Below are 18753 nucleotides of genomic sequence, written 5' to 3'. Positions count from 1 at the left end.
AGTATAAAAAAGCGTCAAAAAAATGAGAGCGCTTAACTCAGCTTGCAAGCTATTGTAAGCTGTACTGAAAAAACAATTAACTTAAAGGAATTAACTCATGCAAATTTCAAACAATAGCCAGTTGCAAATGCAAGCATACAGCCAAATGCAACAAACAAAGCCTGCTTTGGAACAAACTACTAGTAATAAAACCCTGCAATCTGATACAGTAACTTTATCAAGTGAAGCCTTGGCTTTATCTGGTGATGCTGACCTTCAACGTGGCGGTGGTATCATTATTGATCCAGATAAAAGGCCACAATAAAAGTGGATAGTAGATGTTTTTGACAGATCATTTCGGTTTATCATTAGGAGCCCTAGTGGTTTGGGGCTTCATGATGGCTTTTTTCTTTAATATCTTTTTGTATACAGCTACTCCGAAGAAAAATATCATTTTATTATTTTCTTCTTTTATAATGTTTGTCTCTTACTTCTCAAGTGATTCTTTTTTTTCTTGGTTCTCTACTACTGAAACATACCTACATTGGGCTGTCTGGGATTTAGTTACCCTCTCTTTAATTATCTTTTTTGCTAAATTTGTAAAAGACCATAAACCTACTGCATTTTATTATGTTTGTGCGGGATTATTAATAAATACAGTATTATTTCTAGCTATTTACTATGACATCTATGTCAAATACACAAAAGAACCTTGGCTTCTTTGGGATATCTATTCTTTTGGTGTCAACATTGCAGATTTCGTCATGATAGTTGCACTTATCGTTGACAGAGACTTTTTGGGCTTAGTAAAAATTAAGTCATCCATATCAAATTTATTTAGACAGAAAGTAGCCCACCCACAAGCTTAAATTATGTATATAGATGCTTTTTTGGGGGACCTATTAGGGGCCTTCATTGAGTGGGGCTTTTTAATGGCCTTTTTATTTAACTTAGCGGTTAATATAAATAAAACAGACAGTAGAGTTCTCGTTTTATCTTTTATTATGATGGTTTCATACTTCATCAGCGGCTTCGTCAAGCTCTCCGTTTATAGCTATTTGAACTGGTTTTACTTTGACTTACTCACGATTGTTGTAATCTTATCTTGGATGTATTGTGCCAAGGTAGCTAACTTTTGCGGAACAACATATATCCTTTTAGGGCTAACTCTTAATTCCATACTAATGTTATCCATATATATATAGATATTTTCATTTATGAGAATAAATCAGAGTGGTTTCTTTGGACTTTGTACTCATTTGGCGTAAATACTGTAGATGTAACTATGATTCTAATACTGCTTTTCAATAAGGATTTTCTAAAGCTTCATCGTGTAGTAAGTGTGAACTTTCCAAAAGAAAAGGTGAATAGTTTTGGCTGAGTTTCATAAGTATGTGAGTGCTTATCTAGCAACTTTTATTATGTGGGGATTTCTGATGGCTTTCCTATATAACATGGTCAGTAAGTCAATAGTTCCCAATGGTGATAAAACTTTAATGTGGATTTCGCTAACAATGTTTTTGTCTTATTTAGCATCCGATCCACTAACCTCAGCTACTTTCCAGATTGAGTCGATGAGTTATGCAACTGCTTATGTAGTCTGGACAGCTCTAGATCTAACTTGTATTGGTGCAATACTGTTGATTACTAAAGATAAGTCTATCAATAGTTACCCAGCAAAACTTTATGTGATAATAGGCTTACTAATTAACAGTGCTCTTTTCATAAGTATGTATATAGATATTAATATACTCGAGAATACAGAAGAGTGGTGGTTATGGGGTTTTTATACAGTTACTGTCAATATTATGGATGCAATGATGCTCATTGCACTTTTCAGTAATAAAGATTTTCTGGGTTTTGTGAAGCTTTATCGGAAAGTTCGAGGCCAAGCTGAAGCGGCTTGACCTCGATTCGTTAGAAACGGTATTCCCAACTGGTTCTAAGGGCTGTGTTTGTTTCTGACTCATCACCTATTTCATCTTTTGAAATAAGCCCTGTCACTTTCCACAAACCATTAAACATAGATTGTTGATAACCGAGCTCTAACTGCAACTGACTCATCTCAGATGCGACCTCAGCGTGTGTGGTTTCGCTTTCAATCCAACGTAACTTTGCATGGCCACCATAGCCATTTAAAGTGTGGTAATAGGCACCAAGGATAGCAGATTTACTTTGCAGTGGTGTTGAGCTGCCAAGTAAACGTGAGCGTTGTGTATAGCTGCCAGAGCCATATACGCAATCGCTAATTTGCTCACAAGTTTGCTCTGTATTTGAGTATTCAAAATAACTCTTTAGTAAACCCTCTGTTGAACCAAAGTAGCTTTCAACACCCAGCGTATAGAATGGCTCGCTCGGTGCTAAACCGCTTTTATTTCGACCCATAACTTCAGCATAAAAGGCAACAGGCTGCGTCATTAGAGTTGTAGAATACTTTACATCTAAACTGGTTAATCGGTGTTTTGATTCGATGCTCTCAAGGGTAACAGGGTCAATTTTTAGGTTAGTTAAATAGTCAGAGCCTGCACTATTAATAGCAACTTCAAGCCCTGTTAATGGTGTACTTGCAAACCTTAACGCCCAAAAGTCACCGTCTTCGGAATTATTAAGAAATGGCTTTTGTTTGGCGTAAATACCCGTTAACTGCCAGTTACCGATAAACGATAACCAACTTGGGCCTACATATTGCGTATTCGCTCTCGTAAAGCGCAGGCCTTTCATTGGCGCGGCATTATTTGATAGCAGTAGGGCGTTATCGTTACTTGGCCCCCACCAATGACTTACTTGTTCAGCACTGATTGACCAATTACCTAGTAAAACTGCTAAATAGCTATCTTGATAGGTCACATGTTGTTTATCAAGTGCATCATCGGCGTAATTAACACTGACCTTAGCACTTACGCGCTTCCCTGTGATAGAACCATAGCTATTTATGCCACTTTCTTGCTGGTGGCGTTTACCAAACCCTTGCTGGGTTAGTGGTTCGCTGTTGTAATTCAGGCGAATGCCTGAGCTCGACTTTTGTTTTGCATTATCAAGGGCATGCTTAACATGCTGATAAGCAAATAAGCTCTGCTCATCAAGTTGACTGGTATCTGCAATGTTTAGATCACGTGCAATACCTTGCCACATTAAGGGGTAACTATTAATAGGTTGTTTTATGACACCTTGGTTAAATAGCATTTCGATTGAAGCGCGAAGTAAAGGGTCGTCGCTTTCTATCCATGGTTCTGCAAGACTTGGCGCAGAGCACATTAGTAATGCAGTTAAGCTAATGAACTTTTTTAATTTCATCCGTGAATTTTTTCCTGTAGTGCTTTGGCTACGATAGGGTCAACAAACTCGCTTACATCACCATTGTGGCGTGCTACTTCTTTGACTAGAGTAGATGAAATAAATGAATTTTTTTCTGCAGGTGTCAAAAATACACTTTCTAGATCTGGATTTAGTCGACGATTCATATTTGCTAACTGAAATTCATAATCAAAGTCAGACACTGCACGAATACCTCGAATAAGTACTTCGGCTTTATGCTCGCGAGCTAAATCAGCTAATAAGCCAGAAAAGCCAATCACACTTACATTATCAAGATGCGCTAAGATTTTATTGGCAAGCTCAACACGCTCATCGAGTGTAAAGCACGGCTGCTTACTAGGGTTATGTGCAATAGCAACAATAACTTTTTCGAACATTTTTGCAGCTCGATGAATTAAGTCGGTATGGCCATTTGTAAGGGGGTCGAAGGTACCCGGATAGATTGCAGTAACGTTCATAACTATCAGCGATTTATAAATTTGCCTGCTATATTAACAGTGTTTTCTCGACTATGCAGCTTAGAAAATACGCGTATCGGATTAGGAACCTTCACCTATATAAGGTAGTAAACCGATTGAGGTTATTATTTTTCAAGGTAGTATTTAATTGCCACGCATTTGTTTATACTGCTTGGCTGGGGAACGTAATAATCATAAAAAACAGAGTAAATAGGCTATGAGCACAAAGGACAAAATCATACACACCAGCATTGAGTTATTTAATCGCCACGGTGAGCGTGCCATAACAACCAACCATATCGCCTCGCATATGGGGATAAGCCCAGGAAACTTGTATTATCACTTTAAAAATAAAGAAGATATTATTCGTCACATATTTGCTTTGTACAGCGACCATCTACACACTCATTTCAAGCCACTGACTCCTGATGACGATGCGCTTGAAAACCTAGCGGGTTATCTTGATTCGTTGTTTGAACAAATGTGGCGCTTTCAGTTTTTCTACGACAACTTAGGCGATATTTTATCTCGTGATGAAGAGCTGAAAAAAGGCTACATTGCGTTTCAAACTGAGCTTTTAGAGCAAGTTAAAGATGTACTTTTTGCATTACGTGAAGGCGGTGTTATTTGCATTGCAGACGAAGATGTTACAGAGCTTGCGCATATGCTTAAAATGACTGTGAGCTTTTGGACGCCTTACATCAAAGCTCGCCGCTTAAGTGGTGAACTTGCCAGAGCTGATATTTATAACGGTATTTTAAAAGTATTACTGCTATTAAAAGCTCATTGCACAGAGCAACATCTAGAGCAAGTTAACCAATTAAGAGCTAAGTATTTAGCCCTTGCTGAAACAGAGCAAAGCGAACAATAATCCCGCAAAGCAGTTTATTTCCTAGACGCTATAATTTTTGTTATAATCGCGCGCCCTTGAGGTTGCTTAACCTTGGGGCGTGTGAAATCCACAGTCTAAGAGTGAACTATGCTTAAATTTATCGTCAAACTACACCCTGAAATCGCGATCAAGAGTAAATCTGTTCGTAAACGTTTTACCAAGTTATTAGAAAATAATATTAAGATCGTTTTACGTCGCGTTGACGAAAAAGTTCAGGTAAGAAACAACTGGGATAATATCTCTGTTGTCAGTTTGCTAGACTCTGAGCAAGTTCGCTTAGATATTATCGATGGCTTAAAACGCATTCCAGGTATCGTACAGTTTATTGAAGTAACAGAAACAGACTTCGACTCAATCGACGATATTTACCAAAAAGCACTTGAACTAATCGGTCATACCATTGCAGGCAAAACATTCTGTGTGCGTTGTAAACGTTCAGGTAAGCATGATTTCACCTCAAGCGATGTAGAGCGCTACGTAGGTGGTGGCTTAAACCAGCATGTTGAAGGTGCACGCGTTAAATTATCTCACCCAGAGGTGACAGTTCGTTTAGAAGTGCGTGATGATAAAGCTTATATCGTTACTCAAACTCACTACGGTATGGCAGGCTTCCCGCTACCAACACAAGAAGATGTACTATCGCTAATGTCGGGTGGCTTTGACTCAGGTGTTGCAAGCTATCAAATGATCCGTAAAGGTGCACGTACTCACTTCTTGTTCTTTAACCTAGGTGGTGCGGCTCACGAAATCGGTGTTAAGCAAGCGAGTTACTACATCTGGAAGCAGTTTAGCTCTACTCATAAAGTGAAGTTCGTTACGGTTGATTTTGAACCTGTAGTCGCTGAAATTTTAGAAAACGTTGAAAACAGCCAAATGGGTGTTGTTCTTAAACGTATGATGATGCGTGCAGGTAGCCAAGTTGCAGAAAAGCTAGGTGTACAAGCACTGGTAACTGGTGAAAGCATTGGTCAGGTATCGAGCCAAACGCTTGCTAATTTAAGTGTTATTGACCGTGTAACTGAAACCTTAATTATTCGTCCGTTAATCCAACACGATAAACAAGATATTATTAATATTGCACGTCAAATTGGTACGGCTGAAATGGCAGAAAGCATGCCTGAGTACTGTGGTGTTATTTCTAAGAAGCCAACAGTTAAAGCAAAAATCAAAACGATTCTTGCTGAAGAAGCTAAGTTTGACTTCGACGTGCTAAATACGGTTGTTGAGAATGCCCGTGTGATGGATATTCGCGATATCGACACCGAAGCAAAAGAAGAAGTGAAAGAAGCTGAGTCTGTATCTGACTTACCAGAGGGGGCAGTTGTTGTTGATATTCGCTCACCTGAAGAAGAAGATGCAAACCCATTAGAGCTTGAAGGTATTGAAGTTGTTCATTTACCTTTCTTCCGCTTAGCGACTAAATTTGGTGACTTACCAAAAGATAAAGAATATTACTTATATTGTGCTAAAGGTGTGATGAGCCAGCTACAAGCGCTGATCCTTCACGAAGAAGGCTACAGCAACGTAAAAGTGTATCGCCCGTAAGGGATAGTGATAAAAGCGCGACATGTTCGCGCTTTTTTAATGCCGAAAATAACTGCGAGAAACGAAAGCTAGTAACTTTACTCTTTCCCCTCGCTAACTTTTTATTTTTATCATGCTAAGCATTGCTTGATTATAAGGTGTTTTTACGCCTAATTTAGCGCCTTGTTCACACACATAACCACAAATTGCATCAATTTCAGACTCTCGATTATGGCTGATGTCTTGCTGCATAGAAGAAAAGTTTTCAGCGGTTGCCGTCATCACTGAATAGGCTTGGTCCAGTGCCTCGCTAAGCTTTACGTCAACACCTTGTTTATTGGCAACAAGGCATGCTTCATTGAGCAAGTTAATGATACGAGTACTAAATTGCGGTGCACGTAATTGGCCATTTTTAATGTTATGAATCGCTGTTAACGGGTTTATGGCAATATTCACTAACAGCTTTTGCCAACGCAATGAGTGGATATCATCACTAACAGAAAAGTGTGGTAAATAGCTAAACTGCTGCTTTAGCTCATTGAGCTTTCCACTAGCAGCGATATTGCAAGCACCCAGCACGCTTTCGCCATTACCAGTATGGCTCACACTATAAGGCGTTGTTTTAAAGCCAGCTAAACGCGTTGTTAAAAACGCTAACCCTTGAGAGTCTAACAACAGGGCATTAACTTCATCAACATTACCCATACCATTATGAGAAATAACGATTTGGCATTTTTTACTAAGGTAAGGTTTTACTTGCCCAAAGGCAGCTTGCACCTGAAATGCTTTAACTGTGATTAATACTAAGTCAAAGGGGGCGAATTGACTAAGCTCTTTGTGGTGAATAAGGCGAGCTTTAATTGGATGTGATTTACCATTACTGGCTTGATAAAAGCGCGTGGTCAGGGTTGGCTTACGGGTCAGTAATGTAATGTCATGTTGTGCAGATAAAAAATGGCTAAATAACAAGCCAATCGCACCGTCGCCAACAATTAATATGTTAGCCATTACGTTGCTTACTACCTACATGAAAACCAAGTTTTATAATAAAATAGCTTACAGCACCGATAAAATCAGCGACAAAATCCCCAACCGAAGCTTGACGGTAAGGCAGCATATCTTGCATAAACTCTATGGCCGCACCATATCCGGCTAATAGTAAAATTTGCACCAAAAGAGGCAATTTAAAGGCTTTGTCCATCACCATAGCCAGTACAAAGAAAATACCAAAATGCGCCACTTTATCTACGTGTGGAAAGAGGTTGCTCACCCCTTTAATTTCTTTGGCAAATAAAATTGTAAAGCCAATAATGCTGGCTAAAAAGATAACTTGGTAAACACGCCTTGTCACAATAAACCCTAAAAATGCCGAAATTGAATGGTCAGTATATCAAACAATTTTTGCATCGCACCTGAACAAATCGGATAAAAATAGAAAGAATCGACAAATAAGCGTTATAATTGCCAACCATAAATGAATTTAAAAAAGACTATGTTAGGAGAACCCCATGCCTTCATTTGATATTGTTTCTGAAGTAGAAATGAACGAAGCGCAGAATGCAGTAGATAATGCAAAGCGTGAACTAGAGACGCGTTTTGATTTTCGTGGTGTTGATGCATCAATCGAACTAAGTGATAAAGTAATCAAGTTAAAAGCAGAAGCACCACAACAAGTTATGCAACTTTTTGACATTCTTGCTGCGAAAATTTCAAAGCGTGGCTTAGATGTATCTAGCTTAGAATTAAGAGATGAGTCGCGTAGTGGTAAATACGTAATGCGTGACGTTGCGCTTAAGCAAGGTATTGAAAAAGACGTAGCGAAGAAAATCGTTAAATTAATCAAGGACTCAAAAATCAAAGTGCAAGCCGCTATTCAAGGTGAAGAATTACGTGTAACAGGTAAAAAACGTGATGATTTACAAGAAGCAATGCAAGTTGTTCGTACTGCTGATTTAGGTCAACCATTCCAGTTCAAAAACTTCCGCGATTAATACTCTGTGTTTATAGCTTTGAGCTGTAGGTTTTAAGCTATAAACCTGCAAGTTTCTGAACTTTACAAGGAGCGTATTTTGAGACGAATATTAGGTTACAGAGAAAAAGATATCTTCTAGCTATTTTCAGCTAGAGGATATTTATGTCAGTAAAGAACAAAACAATTGACCGTAATAAACACGGTAAAATAAACAGAAAATACACAGGCCCACACAGTACTTATTTTTACCAACAAACACCAAGTTGGTGGGTGAAAATGACGATGACCAAGCCAAGAAGACGCTTAAATAAAGCTCTTTGCAAGCTTGTGCTGAATGGTGCTGACCCAGAAGGAATTGTTTTTCCGTTAGGAAATTCAAAACCTCACGAGTACTTCTGGTAATCATTGTTTTATAAAAGCCAATCACCATGCTGATTGGCTTTTTGATCTGACTCCACTTACAGTTTGAAGCTTTAGGCTTAAAGCTTTACTTTAGAAGTATAGCCGTCCATTGACTTTCTTCCCCAAAATCATCACAATAACGGCCTATTTTCGAGGTGCTTGCTGTATCTTCAGATACGTTATATTTCAAAGGGTGAAATAGTCGCAAGATAATCGGGAAGTCGGTGCGTTTTCAGGGAGAAAACAATGCCAACACTGCCCCCGCAACGGTAATGTATATGCCATGCATGTACAGAGTCCGGAGACCGGCCTTGAATTAACTTACTATTCGCGTGTGCGGTGGGCACAGGCTAGGGGATATCATGCTAAATAAATCTGCGTTATGCGTAGCGGTTGCTGCTGCGTTATCTTTTTCTGTATCTGCTGACGAGCAATCAATAGAGCACATCACAGTTACTGCCAATAAATTCGAACAATCAATTAATGATGTATTAGCCAGTGTCACTGTTATTGACCGTGCTGATATTGAAGCAAGCTATGTGCGTGACTTACCAAGCTTACTGGCGACTCAAGCAGGCTTTCAAATTAATGCTAATGGTGGTTTTGGGCAAAGCTCAGGTGTTTCTTTACGTGGTGCAAGCTCTCGTCATACGCTTATTTTAATTGATGGTGTACGTACAGGCTCTGCAACACTTGGTTATAAAAGTATTAGCAATATTCCTTTAAACAGTATTGAGCGTGTTGAAGTAATTAAAGGCTCACGTGCTGCTGTATATGGCTCTGATGCGCTAGCAGGTGTGATTAATATCATTACGCGTAAAGCACAAAACACGACCTTAGACGTGACTTTTGGCTCAGACTCTTATCAAGCGTACCAAGTAGCGACGGGTGGTCAGTTTGCGGGTGTTGATGTTGCTGTTAATGCTGGTTATGAAAAAACAGATGGTTTTGATGTTCTTCAAGGTCTAGCGCCAGATGAAGACGGCTACGAAAACAAAAACCTTGGCTTTAATCTAGGTTATCAAAATGAGCAATTAGGTGAATTTTTAGCTCAAGCACAGTACTCAGAAGGCGAAGCCAAATACGACAGTGCTTATAGCCCAGCAAACAGTACCGTAGAAAAAGGCGAGTTCGAAAATTACCAAGCTTCATTAGGTTGGAAAAAAGCCTTCGAAAAACACAGCCATGCCATCGATATTGCCATATCAAGTGATAGTTCAGATGACTCACGTTTTGATTACACTGGTGCAACGGTGGTTGATAAGTTTGAAACTGAGCGTGAGCAAATCGATTACAATGGCCAATACTTTTTCAATCAAGCACTGACTCTTAGTGGCGGTTTGAATTGGTATAAAGATGAAGTGAACACTAACTCAGGTACATACTTAAAAGACAGCCGTGAAGTATTCGCTGTGTTTGTTGGCGCATATTATGATGACGAACAAGTACTCGCTAACCTGACAGTTCGCCAAGATGATGATCAGCAGTTTGGTGATGAAACAACATACACTGCAGCTGTAGGCTATCACTTAAATGACATCGCCACATTCCGTGTTAGTCAAAGTACTGGTTTTAAATCTCCAACATTTAATGATCTATATTACCCAGGCTCAGGTAATCCAGAGTTAAACCCTGAAACATCAGATAACCAAGAGCTTGGTTTATCACTCAATGTGAATGATATTAGTCTTGATATTGCGATTTTCCGCAGCGAAATCGACAATAAAATCGCTTGGGCACCAAATGCATCAGGGCAATGGATCCCAACCAATATAAACGAAGCTCGCCACGAAGGTGTTGAGTTTAGTTTTAAAAACCAAGTGTTTGGCTTTGATCATAGCTTTAACTTTACCTACCTTTCAGCGGAAGATACACAAACAGGTCAGTCACTCACCTATGTGTCAAATCACAGTGTGAATTGGTCATTGCACAAAGCATGGGGTGATTTTGATGCCGGTATCGATATGCAATACCGTGGTGATCGTGATGGTAAGTTAACGCACTTACCTTCTTATACGTTATGGAACTTAGTCGGTCACTACCAAGCGACTGACAACTTAACTGTGTCACTACGAATAGAAAACCTATTCGATAAAGAGTACAACGCCGTTGATGCCTATGGCACTGATTTAGATGGTGACTTTATCAATGACGAATTTTATTACTACAACACGGCTGAGCGTCGCCTGTTTGTAGGTGCCCGTTATCAGTTCTAATAGCCTTTAAGGTCAACTGAGCTGTTTGCTTAAAGCGAGTAATTGACATTAATTTGCCCATTCATGTCATTTGTATAAGTAAAAACAAGCTCAGCTTCATTATTAGTTCTGCGTCTAAAAGCTCGCTACCTACTTAGCGGGCTTTTTTCATTTTAGTTTATCAGCGAAATATTGCTCGAACTTAGCAAGCTTTGGGGCAATAAGTATGCTGCAATAACCTTGATTCGGGTTTTCATTGTAATAGTCTTGGTGGTACTGCTCTGCAGGATAAAAGTTTGATAGAGGGCTGAGTTCAGTCACAATGGGTTCACGAATTTGCTTTTGTAAAGCATCAATCATGGCTTGTGACTCAGTTTTTTGTTGTTCATCATGATAATAAATCACACTGCGATACTGCGTGCCGACATCATTACCTTGACGGTTTAACTGTGTGGCATCATGTAAAGTGAAGAACATTTCAAGTAGGGTGTTATAGCTCACAACACTGCTGTCAAAATCAAGCTGAACAACCTCTGCATGACCTGTTAAGCCAGTACAAATTTGCTGATAACTTGGGTTTTCAATCTCGCCGCCAGCATAGCCAGAGCTGACATTAAGTACTCCTTTCACACGTCTAAATGCTGCATCAATACACCAAAAGCAGCCGCCGCCAAAAGTAGCTATTTGTATGTTGTTATCCATATTTAACTTCCTTACCTTTTTGCTGACTATAGCTGAAAAAACAAAACGCCGTAAAGACGGCGTTTTGTAACATCTTAAACTCGTTTAAATTTCTTCTAACGGCTTATCTTTTGCCTGTTGTTCTAACTTGCTTTGTAAGTACTCAGGCGACTGGGTATTTCTGGCTAGCGCACTGTATGCTGCAGGTACTACGAATAAGGTAAGTAAGGTTGCAACAATAACACCAGTAAATACCACCACACCAATTACCATACGGCTTTCTGCACCTGGGCCACTTGCAAGTACTAGCGGTACCGAGCTCATTACAGTGGTCAGTGAGGTCATGATAATGGGGCGTAAACGCTGCGTAGCTGCTTGAGTAATCGCTTCGTCAAACTCAACGCCTTTATCGCGTAGTTGGTTAGCAAACTCAACAATCAAAATACCGTTTTTCGCACTCAAACCAATTAGCATTACGATACCAATTTGGCTGTAAATATTCAGAGTGAGATCTGTGTACCATAAGCCAAATAATGCGCCGACTAAACCAAGCGGAACGGTAAGCATGATCACAAACGGGTGAATGAAGCTTTCAAACTGGGCTGCAAGTACTAAGAAAGTTACAGTTAGTGCAAGAATGAACACATAGGTCATTGCTGATGCGCCTTCATAGAATAGTTGCGATTCACCTTTGTAGTCAATTGCACCGTCTATGTCATTTTCTTCAGCCGCAACTTGATTTAAGAAGTTCAGCGCTTCTTCTAAGGTATAGCCATCTGCTAAATTCGCACTTAACGTAATTGCGCGCATACGGTTATAGCGGTTCAAACGAGACGCTGTGGCTTCTTCTTTTAAACTAATTAAGCTATCTAGCGGAACCAATTCGCCACTGCGTGATTTTAAGTAGATATTTGAAATATCAGTCGGGTTAGCAAAATCTTCTTTGGTCCCTTTTAAAATTACATCGTATTCTTCACCGCGGTCGATAAAGGTCGTTACGCGACGTTGGCCTAACATGGTTTCTAGCGTGCGACCTACATCAGATACAGAAACACCTAAATCTGCAGCTTTGTTTTTATCAATGTTGATTAAAAACTGCGGGAAGGTTTCTTTGTAATCATGGTCGATTCTCACCAAACCAGGGTTTTTCTCTGCACGCTGGATAATACGGTCTCGCCAATCAGCTAGTTGATCGTAATCGTTACCTTGCAATACAAACTCAATTGGGCGTGATGAACCACCGCCACCGATACCACGGCGCATAATCGCAAAAGCCCGTACGTCGGTCACTTCCGTCATCTTACCGCTAATTTCATCCATTACTTCCCAAGTTGAGCGCTTGCGTTTATCCCAATCAGCCATTCCTATGATAGCCACGCCACCTTGACCACCCCAACCCGGGACTCGAATAAGCACGCGACTTAATTCACCAGATTCAGAGTAAGGCATCAAACGCTCTTCAATTTTTGCCATGTTAGCCGCATTATTCTCATAACTAGCGCCTTCTGGGCCGCTCATCATAATAAAGAATGTTCCACGGTCTTCTTTTGGCGTCAGCTCTGATGGCACTTTTTGAAATAGCATAAAGCTGGCAACACCAGCCAAAATCATCATTAGTAGTAAGCTCCACTTACGACTCATATTTGAAGTAAGTGAATTACGATAGGCGTTTTCAATTTTGTTAAATGTTCTATCCATCCACTGGCTAAACTTACTTTCTTTTTCTGATGGCTTCAGTACTTTTGAGCAAAGTGCCGGAGAAAGGGTTAAGGCTGTAATACTAGAGAAGAACACTGCGGCGCTTACTGCCATAGCAAATTCGGTGAATAGTGCGCCGATACGGCCATCCATAAACACCAGCGGTACGAAGACTGCAATTAGTACGAGCGTAGTGGCGATAATCGCAAAGCCAACTTCACGGGCACCACGAAACGCAGCAAGAAGAGGCGGTTCACCTAACTCTATTCGGCGGTGAATATTTTCAAGCATTACAATTGCGTCATCTACGACTAAACCTATCGCAAGAACGAGAGCTAATAGAGTCAGTAAGTTGATTGAGTAACCCATAGCAAGCAAGAACATAAAGCTACCAACTAGCGCTACTGGTACCGTGACTGCAGGTACGAGTGTTGCACGAATATTACCTAAGAATAGGTAGATAACCAATACAACCAGTGCCATTGAAATCCCAAGCGTTCTATATACTTCATCAATTGATTCTTTGATAAAAATAGATGAGTCATAGCTGTCTTGAATGGTTGTGCCTTCTGGCAGGTTACGCTTGATTTTTTCAAGTTCTGCGCGGGCATTATCAACGACGGTAAGAGTATTGGCTTTGGCCTGCTTTACAATGCCTAAGCCAATCATATTTCTGCCATTACCGCGAAACAGACTTTCGTCGTCAGCGGCTTCTAAGTGAACATCAGCCACTTCACCTAAACGTACTAAATAGCCATCTTCACCACGTTTAATAACCAAGTTTCTAAAGTCTCGCTGATCTTTATAACTACGGGCGGTACGTACTGTAAAATCACGGTCGATAGACTCGATTTCTCCAGCGGGTAATTCAACGTTTTCAGTTCGTAACGTGTTTTCGATATCGCTACTGGTTATACCGCGTGCAGCCATCGCTTTACGGTTTAACCAGATTTTCATTGCGTATTTACGTTCACCACCAACACGCACGTTTGAGACACCGTCAACAACGGCTAATCGGTCAACAATAAAGCGTTGTGCATAATCAGATAACTGTAATGAATCCATGGTAGTACTGTTTAGTACGAACCATGCAATTGGGCTTTCATCGCTGTTTGATTTAGATACCTCTGGCGGGCGAACTTGCTCAGGTAAGCTATCTAGGGCACGGGCTACACGTTCGCGTACATCGTTTGATGCAGCATCGATATCACGGCTGATATTAAACTCAATGGTGATATTTGAGCGACCATTACGGCTCGATGAATTAATACTTTTGATGCCTTCGATACCCGAAATGCGGTTTTCGAGTACTTGGGTGATTTTGGTTTCAATAATCTCTGCGCTGGCACCAGTGTAATCAGTGCTAACGCTGACAATCGGTGTTTCAATATCCGGGTATTCTCGCAGTGGGAGCATAGAAAATGCCACCAAACCAAAGGTAAGTAATAACAGGTTGATTACGATCGCAAAGACCGGGCGTTTAACGCTAGTATCAGTAATTTTCATGGTTTAGCCCTTGATACTTACTTTGCTGCCAGTACGGATCTTAATAATGCCTTCAGTCACAACTTGCTGACCACTTTCAAGGCCTTTATCAATGGCTACCCAGCCATTGTGACGACCTGCCACATGTACTTCTACTTTGTTAGCAACGCCATCTTCAATTTGGAACACATAGTGTTTGTCTTGCTGAGGGATTACGGCTTTCTCTGGCACCATTAGCGCTTGGTTTGAACTTAACTCTAACGCCGTGTTCAGCAACATGCCTGGTCGCAATAAACCACTTTTATTAATAAAGCTTGCAGTTACTTCAACGCTACGTGTTATAGAATCAATACGAGAACTAATGTGGGTCACTTTACCGTTAAAGGTTTTTTCTGGGTAGGCATCATTTTGCGTCATCACTTTCATACCAAGCTGCAACTGAGCTAGGTATTTTTCTGGCACCTTAAAGTCGACCTTAATAATGCTGATATCATCAAGTGTGGTAATGTTTGTTGTATTGCTAACATAAGTACCAATTGAAATTTCGCGCTTGCCTAGCAAGCCAGAAAATGGCGCTTTGATGGTCATTTCTGCCAGCTTTGTTTTAGCACTTTCAAGTTGTGCTTCGGTTGCGTCAACCCGCGATAATTGCTCTTCAAGTAATGATTTAGCAGTCGCTTGTGAGCGAGATAACTCAGTGAGGCGCTCAAGTTGACGGCGTTCTTCGCGTAAATTAATACTTAGCTCTTTTACTGCTAATTCTTCTTCTTGAGATTGCAATTGAACTAGTTTTTGACCTTTACTCACTAAGTCGCCATCATTGAAAAAGATATCGGTAACATAATCGTTTTGCGCGCTGCGAATATAAATCGCTTGGTTAGCACGAGCGCTACCAATTGCTTCAATGAGTACTGCATTTTCCTCGGCTGTAACAGTGTGCGCTGTTACTTGTGTTGCACGGTTGCCAAAGTTGCTTTGCTCCCCTTGGCTTGAAGGTAAATACAAATAAATACATAACCCAAGTAAAAGGGTAATAATAAAAGGAAAAAGTGCTTTACCAGATTGTGTAGAATACATCATCGTGTTACCAGAAAATTAGTTGAGTGTAGTGTACAAAATTAGTACGTGCCCCGTATGTCAGGTATCTCATAAATTTGTGCATTTGGCGTAAAAGTTAAAAGTTCGGCTAATTTGTTCCTTTATTGTGACTAAAAGAGAGGTTTTAGTATGGGTAAAGAACCAAAGTGTAATTATTGTTTAACGCTTAGAAAGATAGTTTTGGTCACAATTGTGATGTTTATTTTTTACTTTTCAGTATATGGATAAGAAACTTCCTGCACTCAAAGTGCGTGCTCAAGCATCTCGCCATGGCAGCGAGTTTTTAATTGTTGGCGGTATTGGGTTAATCATTATTATGTTGGTTAACTTATTGAGGCCCGGTGAAATTAGCATTGTTGAGATTTTTTTAGCAACAACCTGTATTGCCGCAATTTTTATTGGCTTTTTAAAAACTCAAGAACCATACTTTAGCCTAACATTTACTCAGAATTTACTTATTTATCATCATAAAATTGGGAATTGGCAGCTAAATCGTGCTAATTTTCATCATAGTGGTATACCAAAAGTGGAACAAGGCTTAGAATACCTTGAGTTAAACGCAGTTGGTATTAAACTCAATAACATAGATGAATTTTTTACTCAGATTTCCCCGAGAATTGCTGGACGATTACTGATAGAGCAACGTCATTTATTTATGCAAGTCATTCAAAAATATTGCAAAAATGGTGATTGCCCATCAGAATGGTTAATAGAAGAGACGGACTACACTGCCCCTAGTGGTCAGCTTTACAAAGGATTGATTGCCATGTTTGCTAATCGTACGCAGCATTTAAGGCAATTAACAGGATACGATTTATTATTGCCAGCCAATGTTCTTGATGTTGATATTTGGCAATTTAGTGCTGATTTAAATCGTTGGAAACTGAATCCTAATGAGTTTATTGAGGCGCGTTTACAGAAAAAGTAAGCAGTTAGGTGCAGTAAGTAGCAGGATAAGACTATGAGTCAAGAACGTTCTTTTATTAAAAGCGGTCGAAACACAATAATACACAAAGATAAAAAACTCGACTTAGTGGTTGTGAATGGTGAGAATCACCCACGCATTAAAGTTACTCAAAATGGTTTAGAGCCGTTTAAAGAAGACCTGCCAAAAAACCGTCGTGAAGCCAAAGAGCGCTACTTAGAGATGGTGTATGTAGCAAGCCCTGATGTATTTGCAGAAGAAAAACGTTTGTTGTTTATCCAAGCCCTCGATGGCAGAGAATACAAAGTCGATTACAGTAAAGTAGGTACAAAGCTTTTCGTTCGTATCCATCAAGAAAGTTATTTATAAACCCGAGTCTGGCACTTTAATTGCTTATTATTAGCTTATTTGGCAGTCGGCCATGACCGACTTTGCATTTTAAGGTGGTAAACATGAGATTAGTGCCTCTTACCCTAGTTGCATTAACGACATTAACAGCCTGTGGCGGCGGTGGTGGTTCGAGTGATTCGAATCCAGTCGCAGCAACAGTTAATGCAGGCTCAGATCAGCAAATTATTGAAAAAAGTGAATTTACTGTCTCTGCCAAAGGCTCTCCAGCAGATGGCACTTTTACCTGGGAGCGAGTCAGTGGCCCAGCAGTAGAAGGTTTTCCAGCTGAAGGCGCAGAACAAACCATTACCGCTCCTGATATTAAACTCGACTCTGAACTTGTTTTAAAAGTAAATTATCAAACTGATGGGCAACTTGTTTCCGATCAAGTTAGTATTTTTATTACCTCTAATAATCAACTGCCTGTTGCAGTGATCACTCAAACCGCGCCAGAAGAGTTACCATCACAATACAATGATGTGATTACATTAAGTGGCGAAGAGTCTGCTGATATCGATGAAAATGGTTCGGTTGATAGCTACTTATGGACTCAACTTGATGGTCCTGAATTAACGGCTGATAGTTACGACAAGCAAACCATTAGTTTCACTCACCCACTACTTGAATCAAATACAGCGATGACTTGGCGCTTGACTGTAACCGACGATGAAGGTGGTTCAGCGAGCACTGAAGCGTCGTTTACATTAAATAAAACGGTTGAAGTAATTATTGCTGATGCGGGCGTTGATCAACAAGTTATTGAGTTTGATACCGTGACGCTTGATGCTAGCAATAGTGAAATCGTGACGGCAACAAAATCATGTTTTTGGCAGCAATTAACAGGCGAAACAGTGACTTTGGCAAACCAGAATCAATGTATCACAACTTTCGTCGCTCCTGATGTTGATACCGATTCAGAGCTGAGCTTTGAAGTTACCGTGACAGACAGTAAATCACGTAGCGACACGGATATTGTGATTATAGATATAAGCCCAAAACCTCTGGGTTTAATTAATGATACCGGCATGAGTGATTGCTACAACAACTCACAAAAAATTAATTGTGACAGCGAAGACTTTCCAAGCCAAGACGCTGATATAGGTCGTGACAGCGTCGCAAATCAACTCGATAAAGTTGGTCAGGGTGACTTGGCGTTTGATTTTACGAAAATGAATGAATTTGCCGATGAACTACCTGATGATGCTACTCGCTTTAGCTGCGTACGCGATAACGTGACAGGGCTAATATGGGAAGTGAAAGAAGCAAGTTCAACATTGCCACCGTCAACCACCGAGCGTGCTGGATCAAATCATTATACTTGGTATCTAAATGGTTCAACTGGAGTACAAACTGGCAGTGTGCAAGGGGCTGCGGGCTCTTCATGCCCAAGTACTAGTAACTGTGGCTTGCAAACTTATATTGATGATGTAAATAGCCGCGACTTTTGCGGTGGTACAAACTGGCGTGTGCCCACTTACACTGAATTATTAGGGCTATTAGATTATGCCAAACAAGGTGAGTCTACGTTACTTAATACAGACTTTTTCCCTAATCAGCCTAGTGATACTCAGCTAAGTACTAGTAGCAGTTCGTTTATGCCATATTGGACCTCACAAACAGCGGCAGATGGTACAAGTCTATCGCAGGCCTATATTATTGATATGAGTAGTGCTAATGATTTAGCGTACCCCAAAAATAACACCGCCTTTGTGCGCTTAGTCAGAACGCCGGGAGAGTAA

At 40.2% G+C, this 18753-nt stretch carries 18 protein-coding genes and 1 riboswitch; of the genes, 11 read left to right on the top strand and 7 right to left on the bottom strand.

Annotated elements, in window-relative coordinates; all coding sequences use genetic code 11:
- Nucleotides 1-97 precede the first annotated feature (97 nt).
- The 3 genes from QUE86_RS04620 to QUE86_RS04610 all read left to right on the top strand — a co-directional run bounded on the left by QUE86_RS04620 (nucleotide 98) and on the right by QUE86_RS04610 (nucleotide 1886).
- On the top strand, nucleotides 98-304 hold the full coding sequence (locus QUE86_RS04620) for a hypothetical protein (RefSeq protein WP_286259501.1): 207 nt from the start codon (nucleotides 98-100) through the stop codon (nucleotides 302-304).
- A 13-nt stretch (nucleotides 305-317) separates the two neighbouring features.
- Nucleotides 318-848 carry a hypothetical protein gene (locus QUE86_RS04615; RefSeq protein WP_286259499.1) on the top strand — a complete coding sequence of 177 codons (531 nt, stop codon included), beginning with the start codon at nucleotides 318-320 and terminating at the stop codon, nucleotides 846-848.
- 504 nt (nucleotides 849-1352) lie between these two features.
- Nucleotides 1353-1886, top strand: a complete 534-nt coding sequence (locus tag QUE86_RS04610; RefSeq protein ID WP_286259497.1) for a hypothetical protein — start codon at nucleotides 1353-1355, stop codon at nucleotides 1884-1886.
- A gap of 10 nt (nucleotides 1887-1896) precedes the next feature.
- On the opposite strand, the gene QUE86_RS04605 is transcribed toward QUE86_RS04610, so the two are convergent.
- Both QUE86_RS04605 and coaD read right to left on the bottom strand, forming a co-directional pair.
- On the bottom strand, nucleotides 1897-3273 hold the full coding sequence (locus tag QUE86_RS04605; RefSeq protein ID WP_286259494.1) for a capsule assembly Wzi family protein: 1377 nt from the start codon (nucleotides 3271-3273) through the stop codon (nucleotides 1897-1899).
- Nucleotides 3270-3752: a pantetheine-phosphate adenylyltransferase gene (coaD, locus tag QUE86_RS04600; protein WP_130050664.1), complete on the bottom strand. Its 483-nt coding sequence runs from the start codon at nucleotides 3750-3752 to the stop codon at nucleotides 3270-3272. The genes QUE86_RS04605 and coaD overlap by 4 nt, the downstream gene beginning before the upstream one ends.
- 217 nt (nucleotides 3753-3969) lie before the next feature.
- On the opposite strand from coaD, the gene QUE86_RS04595 reads away from it, so the two are divergent.
- Together QUE86_RS04595 and thiI are read left to right on the top strand one after the other, a co-directional pair.
- On the top strand, nucleotides 3970-4623 hold the full coding sequence (locus QUE86_RS04595; RefSeq protein ID WP_130050665.1) for a TetR/AcrR family transcriptional regulator: 654 nt from the start codon (nucleotides 3970-3972) through the stop codon (nucleotides 4621-4623).
- A 108-nt stretch (nucleotides 4624-4731) separates the two neighbouring features.
- The gene (gene thiI / locus QUE86_RS04590; RefSeq protein ID WP_130050666.1) at nucleotides 4732-6189 is read left to right on the top strand and encodes a tRNA uracil 4-sulfurtransferase ThiI; all 1458 of its coding nucleotides are present in this window, start codon (nucleotides 4732-4734) and stop codon (nucleotides 6187-6189) included.
- 93 nt (nucleotides 6190-6282) lie between these two features.
- Here thiI and QUE86_RS04585 read toward each other — a convergent pair whose 3' ends face one another.
- Nucleotides 6283-7176 (bottom strand): ketopantoate reductase family protein, encoded by an 894-nt coding sequence (locus tag QUE86_RS04585; RefSeq protein ID WP_167658538.1) that lies wholly within the window; start codon nucleotides 7174-7176, stop codon nucleotides 6283-6285.
- Nucleotides 7169-7519: a VanZ family protein gene (locus QUE86_RS04580; protein WP_130050668.1), complete on the bottom strand. Its 351-nt coding sequence runs from the start codon at nucleotides 7517-7519 to the stop codon at nucleotides 7169-7171. Before QUE86_RS04580 ends, QUE86_RS04585 begins: the two co-directional genes overlap by 8 nt.
- A gap of 157 nt (nucleotides 7520-7676) precedes the next feature.
- Between QUE86_RS04580 and QUE86_RS04575 the strand changes: the two genes are divergently transcribed.
- The 3 genes from QUE86_RS04575 to QUE86_RS04565 all read left to right on the top strand — a co-directional run bounded on the left by QUE86_RS04575 (nucleotide 7677) and on the right by QUE86_RS04565 (nucleotide 10758).
- The gene (locus QUE86_RS04575; protein ID WP_063703177.1) at nucleotides 7677-8159 is read left to right on the top strand and encodes a YajQ family cyclic di-GMP-binding protein; all 483 of its coding nucleotides are present in this window, start codon (nucleotides 7677-7679) and stop codon (nucleotides 8157-8159) included.
- A gap of 143 nt (nucleotides 8160-8302) precedes the next feature.
- Nucleotides 8303-8542 carry a hypothetical protein gene (locus QUE86_RS04570; RefSeq protein ID WP_130050669.1) on the top strand — a complete coding sequence of 80 codons (240 nt, stop codon included), beginning with the start codon at nucleotides 8303-8305 and terminating at the stop codon, nucleotides 8540-8542.
- A gap of 172 nt (nucleotides 8543-8714) precedes the next feature.
- A riboswitch (cobalamin riboswitch) is annotated at nucleotides 8715-8870 on the top strand.
- A 34-nt stretch (nucleotides 8871-8904) separates the two neighbouring features.
- The gene (locus tag QUE86_RS04565; RefSeq protein ID WP_286259487.1) at nucleotides 8905-10758 is read left to right on the top strand and encodes a TonB-dependent receptor domain-containing protein; all 1854 of its coding nucleotides are present in this window, start codon (nucleotides 8905-8907) and stop codon (nucleotides 10756-10758) included.
- A gap of 147 nt (nucleotides 10759-10905) precedes the next feature.
- Here the strand turns inward: QUE86_RS04565 and msrA are convergent, their stop codons facing one another.
- The 3 genes from msrA to QUE86_RS04550 form a co-directional block, all read right to left on the bottom strand.
- Nucleotides 10906-11439 carry a peptide-methionine (S)-S-oxide reductase MsrA gene (msrA, locus tag QUE86_RS04560; protein WP_130050671.1) on the bottom strand — a complete coding sequence of 178 codons (534 nt, stop codon included), beginning with the start codon at nucleotides 11437-11439 and terminating at the stop codon, nucleotides 10906-10908.
- Nucleotides 11440-11523: 84 nt separating this feature from the next.
- Nucleotides 11524-14622, bottom strand: a complete 3099-nt coding sequence (locus tag QUE86_RS04555) for an efflux RND transporter permease subunit (protein WP_130050672.1) — start codon at nucleotides 14620-14622, stop codon at nucleotides 11524-11526.
- Nucleotides 14623-14625: 3 nt separating this feature from the next.
- A complete protein-coding gene (locus tag QUE86_RS04550) occupies nucleotides 14626-15678 on the bottom strand; it encodes an efflux RND transporter periplasmic adaptor subunit (RefSeq protein ID WP_130052251.1) in 1053 nt (350 codons plus the stop codon).
- Nucleotides 15679-15919: 241 nt separating this feature from the next.
- Here QUE86_RS04550 and QUE86_RS04545 point away from each other — a divergent pair, with 241 nt between their 5' ends.
- The 3 genes from QUE86_RS04545 to QUE86_RS04535 all read left to right on the top strand — a co-directional run bounded on the left by QUE86_RS04545 (nucleotide 15920) and on the right by QUE86_RS04535 (nucleotide 18753).
- Complete coding sequence (locus QUE86_RS04545; RefSeq protein ID WP_286259483.1) at nucleotides 15920-16627, top strand: DUF2982 domain-containing protein; 708 nt, start codon at nucleotides 15920-15922, stop codon at nucleotides 16625-16627.
- Nucleotides 16628-16660: 33 nt separating this feature from the next.
- The gene (locus QUE86_RS04540) at nucleotides 16661-16993 is read left to right on the top strand and encodes a hypothetical protein (protein ID WP_167658540.1); all 333 of its coding nucleotides are present in this window, start codon (nucleotides 16661-16663) and stop codon (nucleotides 16991-16993) included.
- A gap of 83 nt (nucleotides 16994-17076) precedes the next feature.
- Nucleotides 17077-18753: an Lcl C-terminal domain-containing protein gene (locus QUE86_RS04535; RefSeq protein WP_167658541.1), complete on the top strand. Its 1677-nt coding sequence runs from the start codon at nucleotides 17077-17079 to the stop codon at nucleotides 18751-18753.

The sequence above is a fragment of the Pseudoalteromonas apostichopi genome (genome assembly GCF_030297135.1).
GTDB classification, from domain to species: Bacteria; Pseudomonadota; Gammaproteobacteria; order Enterobacterales; family Alteromonadaceae; genus Pseudoalteromonas; species Pseudoalteromonas apostichopi.
Note: the sequence above shows the minus strand (reverse complement) of the source record. Positions and strands in the feature narration are given on the sequence as shown.